At 44.2% G+C, this 12604-nt stretch carries 15 protein-coding genes and 1 tRNA gene; all 16 read left to right on the forward strand.

What is annotated here, in order from left to right; genetic code table 11:
* Positions 1 to 105 precede the first annotated feature (105 nt).
* The 16 genes from AC1MDJ_RS04915 (at position 106) to AC1MDJ_RS04990 (ending at position 12418) form a co-directional block, all read left to right on the forward strand.
* Positions 106 to 837 carry a hypothetical protein gene (locus tag AC1MDJ_RS04915; RefSeq protein WP_479689841.1) on the forward strand — a complete coding sequence of 244 codons (732 nt, stop codon included), beginning with the start codon at positions 106 to 108 and terminating at the stop codon, positions 835 to 837.
* 9 nt (positions 838 to 846) lie between these two features.
* Positions 847 to 1725, forward strand: coding sequence for a sirohydrochlorin cobaltochelatase (locus tag AC1MDJ_RS04920; protein WP_479689842.1), 879 nt, complete (start codon positions 847 to 849; stop codon positions 1723 to 1725).
* Complete coding sequence (locus tag AC1MDJ_RS04925) at positions 1709 to 2557, forward strand: ABC transporter ATP-binding protein (protein ID WP_479689843.1); 849 nt, start codon at positions 1709 to 1711, stop codon at positions 2555 to 2557. The genes AC1MDJ_RS04920 and AC1MDJ_RS04925 overlap by 17 nt, the downstream gene beginning before the upstream one ends.
* Positions 2550 to 3287 carry an ABC transporter permease gene (locus AC1MDJ_RS04930; RefSeq protein ID WP_479689844.1) on the forward strand — a complete coding sequence of 246 codons (738 nt, stop codon included), beginning with the start codon at positions 2550 to 2552 and terminating at the stop codon, positions 3285 to 3287. Before AC1MDJ_RS04925 ends, AC1MDJ_RS04930 begins: the two co-directional genes overlap by 8 nt.
* Positions 3284 to 4222 (forward strand): FecCD family ABC transporter permease, encoded by a 939-nt coding sequence (locus AC1MDJ_RS04935; protein WP_479689845.1) that lies wholly within the window; start codon positions 3284 to 3286, stop codon positions 4220 to 4222. The genes AC1MDJ_RS04930 and AC1MDJ_RS04935 overlap by 4 nt, the downstream gene beginning before the upstream one ends.
* Positions 4213 to 4926, forward strand: coding sequence for an ABC transporter ATP-binding protein (locus AC1MDJ_RS04940; RefSeq protein WP_479689846.1), 714 nt, complete (start codon positions 4213 to 4215; stop codon positions 4924 to 4926). Before AC1MDJ_RS04935 ends, AC1MDJ_RS04940 begins: the two co-directional genes overlap by 10 nt.
* Positions 4856 to 5668 carry an ABC transporter substrate-binding protein gene (locus AC1MDJ_RS04945; protein ID WP_479689847.1) on the forward strand — a complete coding sequence of 271 codons (813 nt, stop codon included), beginning with the start codon at positions 4856 to 4858 and terminating at the stop codon, positions 5666 to 5668. The genes AC1MDJ_RS04940 and AC1MDJ_RS04945 overlap by 71 nt, the downstream gene beginning before the upstream one ends.
* On the forward strand, positions 5665 to 6381 hold the full coding sequence (gene cobA / locus AC1MDJ_RS04950) for a uroporphyrinogen-III C-methyltransferase (RefSeq protein WP_479689848.1): 717 nt from the start codon (positions 5665 to 5667) through the stop codon (positions 6379 to 6381). The genes AC1MDJ_RS04945 and cobA overlap by 4 nt, the downstream gene beginning before the upstream one ends.
* Positions 6369 to 7844 carry an Rne/Rng family ribonuclease gene (locus AC1MDJ_RS04955; protein ID WP_479689849.1) on the forward strand — a complete coding sequence of 492 codons (1476 nt, stop codon included), beginning with the start codon at positions 6369 to 6371 and terminating at the stop codon, positions 7842 to 7844. The genes cobA and AC1MDJ_RS04955 overlap by 13 nt, the downstream gene beginning before the upstream one ends.
* Before the next feature lie 40 nt (positions 7845 to 7884).
* Positions 7885 to 8751 carry a glycosyltransferase family 2 protein gene (locus AC1MDJ_RS04960; RefSeq protein WP_479689850.1) on the forward strand — a complete coding sequence of 289 codons (867 nt, stop codon included), beginning with the start codon at positions 7885 to 7887 and terminating at the stop codon, positions 8749 to 8751.
* A 35-nt stretch (positions 8752 to 8786) separates the two neighbouring features.
* Positions 8787 to 8859 (forward strand) — tRNA-Thr (locus tag AC1MDJ_RS04965).
* 3 nt (positions 8860 to 8862) lie between these two features.
* On the forward strand, positions 8863 to 9609 hold the full coding sequence (gene larB, locus AC1MDJ_RS04970; protein WP_479689851.1) for a nickel pincer cofactor biosynthesis protein LarB: 747 nt from the start codon (positions 8863 to 8865) through the stop codon (positions 9607 to 9609).
* Complete coding sequence (gene hemE, locus AC1MDJ_RS04975) at positions 9596 to 10609, forward strand: uroporphyrinogen decarboxylase (RefSeq protein WP_479689852.1); 1014 nt, start codon at positions 9596 to 9598, stop codon at positions 10607 to 10609. The genes larB and hemE overlap by 14 nt, the downstream gene beginning before the upstream one ends.
* On the forward strand, positions 10609 to 11547 hold the full coding sequence (gene hemH, locus AC1MDJ_RS04980; RefSeq protein WP_479689853.1) for a ferrochelatase: 939 nt from the start codon (positions 10609 to 10611) through the stop codon (positions 11545 to 11547). Before hemE ends, hemH begins: the two co-directional genes overlap by 1 nt.
* A gap of 158 nt (positions 11548 to 11705) precedes the next feature.
* Positions 11706 to 12164, forward strand: coding sequence for a hypothetical protein (locus tag AC1MDJ_RS04985; RefSeq protein WP_479689854.1), 459 nt, complete (start codon positions 11706 to 11708; stop codon positions 12162 to 12164).
* A 38-nt stretch (positions 12165 to 12202) separates the two neighbouring features.
* A complete protein-coding gene (locus AC1MDJ_RS04990) occupies positions 12203 to 12418 on the forward strand; it encodes a hypothetical protein (protein WP_479689855.1) in 216 nt (71 codons plus the stop codon).
* Positions 12419 to 12604 lie beyond the last annotated feature (186 nt).

Genomic DNA, 12604 nt, shown 5'->3' on the forward strand with positions numbered 1-12604 from the left:
GCGCGCATTTAATAGCCCCTCATCCATCTCCACATAGCCAAGCGATTGACGCTGTCCCGTCAGCGCAATATCAACATCCAATAGTCCCGTCATCTTGGGCTGAAGTTGCCTGATAATGATAGGAGTGCTTGTTTCTTTGATGAAGCCGCAGATGCAGTGGAGCGGCACATTGACCTGAATGCGCTTATGGGCGATACCAAACTACAGGTTGACGGCGTTCCTGCTGTGCAAGCGGAGCAAAAACCTGATAAAAAGGCTTATGTCGCAAAAGACGCCGCATTCTCATTTTACTATCAGACAACCTTTGACCTGTTAGAAAGTAGTGGTTATGAGATTAACTACTTTTCACCGCTGAAAGATGAATCTTTTGACGATGCTGACCTAGTGTTGCTGGGCGGTGGCTATCCAGAACTATACCCCCTTAAATTGGAAGCTGCAAAGGGCACAAGAAATGCACTAGTTAAACAGGCTAGTAGTGGTGTGCCTATTTTTGCCGAGTGTGGCGGGTTTATGTATCTAGCAAAGAGTCTTGAAGTGGCAGGCAAGAGCTACAAGATGGCGGGACTATTGGATGTTGATATTGCGCTGACGGGACAGCGTCAATCGCTTGGCTATGTGGAGATGGATGAGGGGCTATTAAATGCGCGCGCTCATTCTTTCCACTATAGCAAGGTTACGCGTTGCGGTGAGCAAGATATTTACAATGCTCGTTCAATATCAAACGGGGAGCGGTCGCTCTCTGCTTGCAGGCGCGGCAGCATCTATGGCGGCTGGTCGCACTATATGCCCTACCGTCGTTCAGATTTGCTGATGAAATTTGCTGAAAAGCAACTATAGGAGGATGTAATGAGGAAATTTTTAATAGTTATAACACTACTTGCAATGTCGGCGGCAACCGCACAGAGTTTTGCAGCTGAGAAGCGGGCGTTGGTGCTTGCGGTGTTCGGCACCAGCACTGAGGCGGCTATTACGTTTGACGAGCTTGTGCCGCTACTGAAAAAGCAGTTTCATGGCAGAGATGTGTTCGTTCCATACACGTCTCCTGTTATTAGAAACAAGCTGAATAAGGATAGAAAGGCGGCTGATAAACTACTATCCCCAGAGGAAATGTTTAATAAGCTGAAAAAAGATGGCTACACTGACCTGTTCGTTGCCACCACGATTGTCTTTGACGGGGTGGAATACGAAAAATTGAAAGCGGATACTGATAAATTTGCTAAAGCTAACAAATCTATCAAAATAAAGTTGGCAACTCCGCTAGTTTCAAGCGATGCAAACATTAGCAAAGTTGTTGACACATTAGCACCTTATGTTCGCAAAGATGCTATAAATATATTGGTGGCTCATGGCACCCATTCAGGACATAGCGTAGAGAAACGTTATTTAGCTGTTCAAAAGGCATTTGAGGCTAAATATGCTAATTCTTATATGGGGACGGTTGAGGGTGTGCCTAGCGTAGATAGTGCTTATGAAAAAGTTAAAAAAGCTAACGACAAACAGGTGCAGTTTTTGGTATTTATGTTTGTAGCGGGCGACCATGCAGAGAACGATGTTGCTGGTGATGAGGAGGATAGCATGTTCTCTGCTGTTAAAAAACTGGGGAAAATACCTAGCATTGCTAAAATTAAGGTGAAGGGTAAGGATAGAATGTTATCATTAGGACTTATCCCTGCATACCAAAAGTTATTGGTGGAGCATATAGCCTATAATGCTACTGTGCATTGATAAGCTGAAGAAGTCTTATGGAGCTGGCACTGCTCTTGACTGTATCTCACTAGAGATGGGTGCAGGGGAGGTGCTAGCCTTTTTAGGTCCTAACGGAGCGGGCAAAACCACCGCTATCAGCATATTAACGGGGCTTATCAGACAAGACAGCGGTGACATTTACTATGGGGGCGAACTATTTAACCCAGATAACGGCGCACACAAGCGGACGATAGGTGTTGTGCCGCAACATAACAATATTGATAGGGACTTAGATGTGAGGATGAACTTAAAGGTTCACGGATTGCTTTATGGCATGCGCGGCAGTTTTCTTGACAGACGTATAGGCGAAGTGCTTGCTCTAACGGAGCTTGCTAGTCAGGCAAATAAACTAGCGAATGAACTATCTGGCGGTATGAAACGAAGACTTGTAATAGCTAGAGCGTTGTTGCATAAACCCAAACTGCTATACCTTGATGAGCCGTCTGCTGGGCTAGACCCTAAATCGCGCAGAGATTTGCACACGCTTATATATAAACTCAATGCTAATGAGGGAGTTAGTATATTTTGCACCACGCACTATATAGAGGAGGCGGATGCACTAGCGGGCAGGGTTATATTTCTTGACAGCGGGCGTATAGTGGCTGATGCTGCGCCTGCTGAACTAAAAGCAGACATCGGCAAGTTTGCAGTTGAGAGTATCAGCGGTGGCGTGCCAGCATACAAATATTTTGCCGAATATGACGAGGCAAGGACATATATGGCTAGTCTTTCAGCTAATGGAGCGACTATGCGAATCAGAGAAGTGAGTCTTGAGGATGCGTTTATTAACAAAACAGGTAAAAATGTTTAGCGGCATTGTAGGGATATATTTTAGAGAGGTTAACATACTAAAGATGCGCCTATGGCGTAGCTTTGCACAGGCACTCGTATCCCCTGCGCTGTTTCTAGTTGCTTTCGGATATGGATTGGGGCACGGTAGAGTTGTAGGCGGGCAGGACTATCCGTCGTTCTTATTTGCGGGGCTGTTGGCTATGGCTACGCTTAATACGAGCTACGCTATCAACGCCGAGATAGCTATCGCAAGGTTTCACTATAAGATTTTTGATGAATATTTAATTGCCCCCGTTGCCCGCTGGCAAATCGCTATTGGCGAAATGCTATATGGTATGACTAAAGCTCTTATGCCGATTGCTATATTCCTTGTTTATGCGCTTATAGCCGATATAGATATAAGCATAGGAGTCGCGTTTATCCCTGTGATACTACTTCACACAGCATTTTTTTCTTTAATGGGCTTTAGTGTGGCACTCGTTGTGCGGCATCACGCAGACCAGTTTGCTATAAACACATTTGTAATTGCACCGATGACGTTTTTATCGGGTGTATTCTTTCCTGTCAGTGTTGCGCCAAAGGCTGTGCAAGTATTCGTTCAACTCTTTCCCCTTACCCACTCAGTTGCACTTATTCGTGCAACACTCACGGGGGCAACGCTACCATTAAATCACCTTATATGTTTTATAGTGTTTTTCCTAGCAATGCTTGCCACCTCGCTCCTCATAGCAAAACGGAGTGCAGGATGAATAAATATATAGTGTTGTCTGTTCTGCTTATTGTTTCTGTAGCTTTCGGGGTGATACTCGGCTATACGCAACTATTTCCTGTTACTGATGAGACATTGCCGATACTGCTGAATTTCCGTATCCCGCGCGTGTTATTTGCACTACTAAACGGTGTTGCCCTGTCACTGGCTGGTCTAGTATATCAAATAATATTGCGCAACCCTATGGCAGACGGATTTACCACAGGTGCAGCATCTTCAGCTGCCTTTGGTGGCTGTCTTGCGCTTATACTATGGGGAGCACCGCACATTGTAGCGATTTCAGCCTTTCTATCAGCCCTAATCAGTGCCGTTATAGTCTGGCGACTGGCTAAGCGGTCAGATAATATAACAGTTATCCTTGCGGGCATCACAATATCGGTAATAGCATCAAGCGGGGTGAGTTTCTTAAAATATTTTTACGATGATGCTATAAACACAATGGTTTTTTGGTTGATGGGCAGTGTCGCAAACGCTGGCTGGAATGAGATAGCTATAATGGGGGTGCTCGCCGCAACCGTGTTAGTCGGCTTATTTACTAGCAAGGATAAAATAGCGGTTCTATTCTTAGACGATGAATCGGCAGCGACTTCAGGCGTTGATGTCTATAAACTGCGATTAGCACTGTTTGTTATAACCACGTTTTTGGTGGCAATCTCTGTTAGCTTTTGCGGTACGATAGGTTTTATCGGACTGATGGTGCCGCATGCTGTACGTATGCTATTCGGGCACACCATAAGAGAACAGTTGGTATGTTCCGCTATGCTAGGAGGATTAGTCCTTGTAGTGTTGGACATTATCTCACGGACAGTGCTTTCATCGGGCGCAGAGCTACCTATAGGGGTAATAACATCATTCTGTGGCGGTTTGTTCTTTGCCCTTTTGCTATTAAAGCGCGGAGGACGCGTGTGGAGCTGATATGCCTTAAAGACATTCGCCTTGTCAGAGGCGATTGGGTGCTTGCTCTTAATGCGCTTGAAATTAGTGCAGGCGAAAAGGTAGCAATACTTGGAGAAAATGGTAGCGGCAAGACGACTGTCCTGCAAATTATTGCGGGTTTGCTTAAAGCTAGCGGTCAAATTGAACTAGTCAGTGATGGTAGCGTATATAGCTGGCATAGCTTGGGTGCTGAGGAGCGAGCGAAACATCTGTCATATCTGCCACAGCGGACGGATGTGCTATTTAACCTAAACGTCTCTGACATAGTCCGCTTGCGCTATGGTGTGCCATTTAGTGCTGCTAGACTAGAGGAGGTAGTAAATATCCTTTCTCTTGCTGGGCTAATGAGTAGGCGGTATAGTGAGCTTTCTGGCGGGGAGCGGCGCAGAGTAATGCTGGTTCGCGCACTATTGAGCGATGCACCATTTGTGCTGTTAGATGAGCCTACTGCGCCATTTGATATGCGACACACAGAGCAGACTATGAGATACTTAATGAGCTTGCCATGTGCTGTTGTTGCGAGCATTCACGACATAAACGTGGCGGCGCGATATTTTACTAGATTTATCCTCCTGAAAGAGGGTAAGATTATATTTGACGGGGGACAACTAAATGCTGAAAAGCTGGAAGAAACTTATAATATGCCTATTCGCACTTGCGGCAATCACTTTATCCCCGCCTAGTGCATTCGTGGTTGGAGCATCAAACACCAGTGAGCGGATAGTGCTCCTGTCCCCTGCGGTGGCTGACATTGTAGAGAGGCTTGGTGTGGCGGGCGAAATTGTTGCGGTAAGTTCCAGCATAGTGGAGTTCCCGCAGGCTACACGGGTAGGAACGCATATAAATCCGTGTATGGAATGTATCGCTGCCGTGAAACCTACGCTTATTATCGGCACAAGCCGTTTTAGTCAGCAAGCAGCAGATAAACTGCACGCAAAACTATATAAATATGAGCCGAGCAGTATAGACAATATATTGAGCAGTATAGTAGATGTGGGCAAACTCTTAGGCAGGGCAAAAAAGGCTGGCGAATTGGTATCTGAGCTGAACAAAGTTTTGTCTGATGTTGCACCACTCGCAAAACGCGCTACTGTGTTGTATGAGGTGCGGAGTAATCCGCTATCGCTGGCGGGGCGTGAGACCATAATGAGCGACGCTTTGAGTCGTGCAGGGTTGGTAAATCTATTTGGAAATGCGCGCACGTCTGCGGTATCTTCTGAATACGTGCTAGCTACAAACCCTGATTACTATATCTATCAGGTGGGAACTATGAATGCAAAGCCTACTCTACCAACTGAACGTAAAGGGTGGAATAGGCTAAAATCGCAGGTTTGGCGTGTAGATGAAACGATTTTTGCCCGTGCTAATACGAATGTGATATATGAAATTGCTAGAATTAACAAAATGTTGAGGGATGCACAATGAATAATGGTTGCTATATAGCAGTGGGGGCTGGCTCAGTCGCTGATTTAATAACTCTGCGAGGCTTAAATGCCTTAAAACGAGCTGATATTATCCTATATGACAGGCTTGCAGACGATAAACTACTGAAAGATATAAACGTAGAGGCTGTCTGCGTGGGTAAGCACCCGTATAGTGGCGGTATGAGACAGGCTGATATTAACGCACTACTGGAAAAACACTTATCAGCTGGCAAGGCGGTCGCTAGATTAAAGGGTGGCGATAGTGTTTTGTTTTCCCGCATTCAGGAAGAAATCGCTGTTGCAAGGGCTGTTGGTGCCAGTATAGAGATTATACCGGGAGTAACAGCGGCGTCAGCAGCACTTGCGCGGATAAACTCTGCCTTAACAGACAGACAGTGTTCATCGGGCGTTATTTATCTGTCGGGACATAGAAAATCTAGCGATGACGAGATGCCTAGTTATGACTGGCAAGCACTTGTGGCTAATAGATTTACAATTGTGGTCTATATGGGAGCGAAACTAATTTCAAATATCGCCGAAAAGCTTATACAGAATGGATTGTCGGCAAAAACTCCCGCTTTGGTGGCGACGGATATTGAACAACCGAGCGAAAAGCTATCGTGTTGCACACTTAATGAGTTAAAAAGTTTCCAGTATGCGGGGGATGGTTCAGCGGTTCTATTTGTTATCGGTGATACTGTATGTCAAATGTGATAATAATCAACTCTCATCCTAATGAGATGCGTGCAGCAATGTTATCTGGTGGCATAGTGCAGGAATTTTTTGTAGAACGTATGAGAAAGCGCACTTTGGTTGGCAATATCTATAAGGGGCGTGTGGTAAAGGTTTTGCCTGGTATGCAGTCTGTTTTTGTAGATATAGGTGGGCAAAGGGCGGCGTTCTTGCACGTTGCTGATGTGGTGAGCATTAGCGATGATGGTTTAATGTCCGAATTTGCAAGCGACTTATCTGGGGAGCAGTCTGTTTCTATAGAGGAGTTGATTAAAGACGGGCAAGAGCTAGTTGTTCAAGTGACAAAGGACGCTACAGGCAATAAGGGGGCACGTCTCACTATGAGGCTGTCTATTCCGGGCAGACATTTGGTTCTAATGCCCGGCTACCCGCATGTAGGGGTATCAAGGCGGATAGACGATGAGGAGGAGCGAGAAAAGCTACGGGCTACACTAAAACATTTACGTCCTGAAAAGTGTGGTTTGATAGCACGCACCGTCAGCAAGGGGCAGAGCGACGAGGATATCATTGCCGACAGAGATTATCTCTTGCGCGTTTGGGACAAAGTGCAAGCGCAAGGGGCTATCAGTGGTGCGCCGAAAATGCTATATGAAGACGATAACCTTATATTTAGGCTACTTCGCGATGTAGCTGATGAAAAGACATCTCAGATTATTATAGATAATAAGAAAGATTATACTGATATGCGTTCGTTTTGTAGCGACTACCGACCAGAGTTATTTGATAAGATTATCCATTACGATAAGCGCACATCACTATTTGACGCATACAATATTGAGCTAGAGATAGACCGTATGCTTGACAAGAAAGTATGGCTACGCTCTGGTGGCTACATAGTGATAGACCAGACGGAGGCACTCACAGTCATTGACGTAAATACTGGCAAATTCGTAGGACAGCGCAACTTTGAGGAGACTATTTTTCAGACTAATATTGAGGCGGCGCGTGAGATAGCGCACCAGCTACGATTAAGAAATATCGGCGGGATTATAATTATAGACTTTATAGATATGGATATTGTGGAAAACAGGGGGAAGGTCATTGCTCTGTTAGATGAACTGCTGAAAGATGACAGGGCGCGGGCAAGTGTTGTCAATATCACACCGCTGGGACTAGTGGAAGTAACACGCAAGCGGGCGCAAGAGAGCGTGCTACACAAAATGAGTGAGCCTTGCCCATACTGTGATGGCAGGGGTGTAGTAAAGGCGCGGCTTGCTATCTGCTATGATATTTTGCGCAATATCAGACGTACGGCTAGCGAACGTAGCGGAGGCACTATAGTGCTGGAAGCCCATAACGAAATAGTAGATATTTTAGTAAGCAATGAACGTGAGAGCTTAGATGCTATAGAAAAAGAGTTCAATGTTAAGGTAGAGGCACGTTTTCAGCCACATACTCACTTGGAACACTATGAGCTGAAATAAGATTGACATACTAGGTCATTTAGACAAATATGGAGACATTATGATTAAACAAACACTGCCCCCCCCCCCCCCCGCAACATCTGCAATAAGCGTCATTGTTCCTGTATATAATGCAGGTCAATATTTAGAAAGGTGCTTGAATGCCATAATAGGACAAACGTTCCGTAACATAGAGATAATCTGCATAGATAGTGCTTCCACTGATAACTCTCTTGAAATACTCAAAGAATATGAAGGGCGGGATAGCCGCTTGCGAGTGTTTGAGCAGGTGCATCTGACGGCAGGGTTAACAAGAAATGTAGGTTTGAGGAATGCTAAAGGTAAATATATAATGTTTTGCGATGCCGATGATTGGTATGAGTTGAATGCCTGTGAGGAGTGCTACAATGCGATAGAGCAAGAAAATGTTGATTGGGTGTTCTTTGGGGCTAATGTGATTCTAGTGGATAGAAATAAACGTTATGCTAGTGTAAGACAAGCTAGCTTTGAACTTCATAAGTTAGGATTGCTTAAAAATAGATTTGAACTATTAGATTCAAGTATTGTTCCTAGCCAGTCCACAAAGATGTTTAAGAGGGAGCTGTTAAACCGTTATAACATTACATATCCAGACGCTAATTTGTTGGAAGACCATAGATTTTATCTGCAATATCTAATGGTTGCTGACACCGGCTATGCATTGGACAAAAGATTATATAATTACTATATGCACACAGGCTCGCTAACAGATAGAGCAGACAATCATCTGTTTAAGTCTATTTTTTCGGGCATTTATATGTGTTTGAAACATAGCATCAAGTTTGCATGGCAACACAAAATGTTGCCGCGTGTGGGCTACGTGTTCCTTTGGTTATTCAAATGGGCGCGACTTATGTGTGTTAAGATGTTTAACGGACTTGCAAAATAAATTGCTTTATGCTATGCTGGCGTCCTATTAGTATTGCTGGTGTAGCTCAGTTGGTAGAGCAGCGCATTCGTAATGCGCAGGTCGCGGGTTCAAATCCCATCACCAGCTTAAATGAAAGATATTTTGAATAGGCTGGCGAGCGGGCAAATAGATGTTGCTACTGCGGAAAAGGCACTTTCCGATGAGGATGTGGGTTTTGCCAAGATAGACCACGCCCGCCTAGCCCGCACCGGATACCCTGAGGTTATTTATGGTGCAGGCAAAACACCAGAACAGGCGACTACTATATTTTCTAAAATCGCTGTTTCTGGCTCTGCTGTCATTTGCACACGGGCAACCAAAGAAATGGCTGATTCTATAATCGCTGAAAACGTTACTGCTATTTATCATTCGCTTGCAGGCATAGTTACTACCCCTATCAACACTGATAATCTAAAAGGCTCAGTCGTGGTAGTCACTGGTGGCACAGCAGATATACCAGTTGCAGAAGAAGCGGCTTTAATATTAGAGGTATTCGGTAGCCGTGCGGAGCGATTATACGATGTTGGTGTGGCGGGTATTCATAGATTGCTCGCTAGGCGGGACGCGCTGAATAAAGCTAACTGCATAATAGCTATTGCTGGTATGGAGGGTGCTCTCCCGTCTGTAATTAGTGGACTTGTGAAAGTGCCCGTCATAGCAGTGCCTACGTCTGTCGGCTATGGAGCAAACTTGCACGGGATAACGACGTTGCTTTCAATGCTCTGTTCGTGTGCGGCGGGTGTAAGTGTGGTAAATATTGATAATGGTTTTGGTGCAGCTTATCAAGCGGATATGATAAATAAACTGGCATTAGGTGTGAATAATGGCAAAGTATAACGACTTGCTTTTGAGAATGCTTGAGGGTGGTAGCTGTGAACGCCCCCCTATCTGGCTAATGCGTCAGGCGGGCAGATATTTGTCAGAATACCGTGAATTACGCTCCAAGCATACATTCCTAGAGATGTGCAAAAGCCCAGCACTAGCGGCTGAGGCTACTAGGCAACCAGTAGCTCGGTTGGGCGTTGATGCGGCTATATTATTTTCTGATATTCTAGTGCCTGTTGAAGCTATGGGAGCGAAACTATCATTTAATCCTGCACCTGTTATCCATAACCCTATCCGGACTAGCACTGATGTTGATAACTTAAACGTGCCAGAGATGAAGTCTAGTGTTGCATTCGTATATGAGACTATAAAGGATTTAACAAGAACATTAAATGTGCCACTGATAGGCTTTTCGGGTGCTCCTTTCACACTTGCCAGCTATCTGGTTGAGGGTGGTGGGAGCAAAGATTTCTTACAACTTAAACGACTTATGCACTCTATGCCAAAAGTGTATGGCGCACTTATGGAGAAGTTAACTGTCGCTACATATAATTATTTACAGGTTCAAGTTGATGCGGGTTGCCCTGTTGTGCAGCTGTTTGATACGTGGGCAGGGGTGCTATCGCCCGCGGAATACTGCGAATACGTGCTACCTTATGTTGCAGAGCTGACAAACTCTATTAAAGGGGCGCATATAATATATTTTGCAAAGGGGGCGTCATCGTTCTTTAATGCCTTTCGGTCATTAAAATGTTCTGCAATAGGTGTTGACTGGGGGGTGAGCTTGACGCAAGCAAATGAACTATTGGATGGGAAGTTTTGTCTGCAAGGCAATCTTGACCCTGCTATGCTATTTACCGATAAAGAGACTATAACAAAATTGGCTAAAAGTATAGTAGATGAGGGACGACGGCTACCAGCACATATATTCAACCTAGGGCATGGGATTATGCCACAGACTCCGGTGGAAAATGTTAAGCTGTTAGTAGATATTGTAACGGAGCATGCATAATGAATGCGCTACTTGCGCTGGGCATGGGCGGACCCGAAAACATAGAAGCTATAGAACCGTTTTTAACTAGACTTTTGTCAGACAGGGCACTTATCAACTTCGGTATAGGCGAGCTACCGCAGCGAATATTAGCAAAAATCATAGCAAAGCTAAGGAGCAAGCAAACTGCCCCAATGTATGAGCGTATGGGTAGCGGTTCTCCGCACCATACTATTATTAAACGTTTGTTAGACAAATTGCCGTTAGATGTTTATATTGGCTATTGCTATGCACCGCCATTCATTGAGGATGCTGTCCGTTATTTAATTGCAGCAGACGACAAAGAACGTTATGATAACTTATATATATTGCCACTATATCCAGAATATTCCAAACTGACATCGGGTATTTGCCTATCTAGGGCGCATATTTCACTGAAAAATTATAACGGAGTGGCTAATATTCAAGAGATTAGAAGTTTTCATAATTTTGAACCCTATCTAAAGTGTCTGGCTAAAAGAATTACAAGCACTGAGCTTGATATTCGCACAAGCCACGTTTTGTTTTCTGCCCACTCCATACCGCAGATTATAGTTGACGAGGGGGATATTTACTCCGCTCAGGTTTCCGAACAAGCAAGGTTAATTGCTACTCTTGCGGGGGTGGCAAATTATAGCATAGCCTATCAGAGCAAGATGGGGCGAGGCAAATGGCTGTCTCCAAGCCTAAAAGATGAACTAAAACGGCTTTCAGAAGTTGGCATTAGAAATGTTATTATCTGTCCGCTCTCGTTTATCGCTGATAATATTGAAACGTTGATAGAAATTGACGAGAGTGCATTAGCTTATGCACATGTATTAGGGCTAAACGTTGTGAGAACAGCCTCGTTGAACGACTCTGACGATTTTGCTGATGCACTGGGCGGGTTGCTAAACGGCGCGCATTCCGAATACTCATAAATATAAAGTTATCGTAAGAGATACGATGGGGAAAGTGGTAAAATCCTCTACTAATGCTGACAGCGATTATGACGTTATCAATAGATTTCTTCGCAACTCAATAGCTTGGGCATGTGGTGACATGCTTTTTCCAAACCATTGGAATGGAGGAGAGGAAGATGTTGACTAAAACACAACTAGAATCCGTTTTTTCTGCGGAAAAGAACTTGCGAAAAAACTTAAAACGTTATACTGACCGTGACCGCTACCACAATATTACTTCAAATCTCAAGGATGAGATTGATTGGGTAGTTGAGCAGGTTTTAGGCAAGTATTGTAATGCTACTATGGAACTTTCTTTTAAGGAAAAGGGGCAAAGTGAGGGCATAGAATGTGTCTATGGTGAAAACATTGGTAATAAAATTAAACTCTACCGCACGGATGGCTTTTACCATTTTATGCGAGAATACAGGTGTTTTGGCAAAGCGATAAGAGATATAGTCGGGACATTCTTTCACACGAGCTTAACCATTACAAAAATACCTCTAAAGCTACACTGGGGAAAGATTCTTATGGGGATATTCTTATCGCCATCCATACGCCAGCAAGGGGCAAAAAGAGGCGAGTTGAGGAACTAAATTACCTTGCTATTGATGAGGAGGTAGAATCCTATGCCTTGGAATCTGCTATTTCAAAGACACTTGATAAAAAGAGGAAGACATCATATCAAGACGAACTATATCTTGATGATGAGGACTTAAAGGATGCAGTGAAGAATAAATATAAGCAATTAGAAAAGAAAGCTTTGGAGTTGTTGGGTGAAGCAGAGAAACGTTATAATAGTTATGGTGTGGATAAAAAAATAGTGCTTATAGATTTGTCCGCAGATTGAGTGAAAGTGTAATGAAAGCAATAACAACGTGCAAGTCCTATACCATACTATAGGCTTTGCACACTTGTTTAGGCTATTTTAGCCCTTTTGTTAGGTGTGCAAGCGAGATATATGCCAGTCTATTCAGATGTGGCACTCTCTGATGCTACGGTTGAAAGTGGTGGCGTGTCATTTGTCGGCAGGGCG

The organism is Candidatus Termitispirillum reticulitermitis, from assembly GCF_054655775.1.

Excerpts from the sequence above, each read along its gene's own strand:
- AC1MDJ_RS04920 (WP_479689842.1), top strand. The coding sequence starts at position 847 with ATGAGGAAATTTTTAATAGTTATAACACTACTTGCAATGTCGGCGGCA.
- AC1MDJ_RS04925 (WP_479689843.1), top strand. The coding sequence starts at position 1,709 with ATGCTACTGTGCATTGATAAGCTGAAGAAGTCTTATGGAGCTGGCACT.
- AC1MDJ_RS04930 (WP_479689844.1), top strand. The coding sequence starts at position 2,550 with ATGTTTAGCGGCATTGTAGGGATATATTTTAGAGAGGTTAACATACTA.
- AC1MDJ_RS04935 (WP_479689845.1), top strand. The coding sequence starts at position 3,284 with ATGAATAAATATATAGTGTTGTCTGTTCTGCTTATTGTTTCTGTAGCT.
- AC1MDJ_RS04945 (WP_479689847.1), top strand. The coding sequence starts at position 4,856 with ATGCTGAAAAGCTGGAAGAAACTTATAATATGCCTATTCGCACTTGCG.
- cobA (WP_479689848.1), top strand. The coding sequence starts at position 5,665 with ATGAATAATGGTTGCTATATAGCAGTGGGGGCTGGCTCAGTCGCTGAT.
- AC1MDJ_RS04955 (WP_479689849.1), top strand. The coding sequence starts at position 6,369 with ATGTCAAATGTGATAATAATCAACTCTCATCCTAATGAGATGCGTGCA.
- AC1MDJ_RS04960 (WP_479689850.1), top strand. The coding sequence starts at position 7,885 with ATGATTAAACAAACACTGCCCCCCCCCCCCCCCGCAACATCTGCAATA.
- larB (WP_479689851.1), top strand. The coding sequence starts at position 8,863 with ATGAAAGATATTTTGAATAGGCTGGCGAGCGGGCAAATAGATGTTGCT.
- hemE (WP_479689852.1), top strand. The coding sequence starts at position 9,596 with ATGGCAAAGTATAACGACTTGCTTTTGAGAATGCTTGAGGGTGGTAGC.
- hemH (WP_479689853.1), top strand. The coding sequence starts at position 10,609 with ATGAATGCGCTACTTGCGCTGGGCATGGGCGGACCCGAAAACATAGAA.
- AC1MDJ_RS04985 (WP_479689854.1), top strand. The coding sequence starts at position 11,706 with ATGTTGACTAAAACACAACTAGAATCCGTTTTTTCTGCGGAAAAGAAC.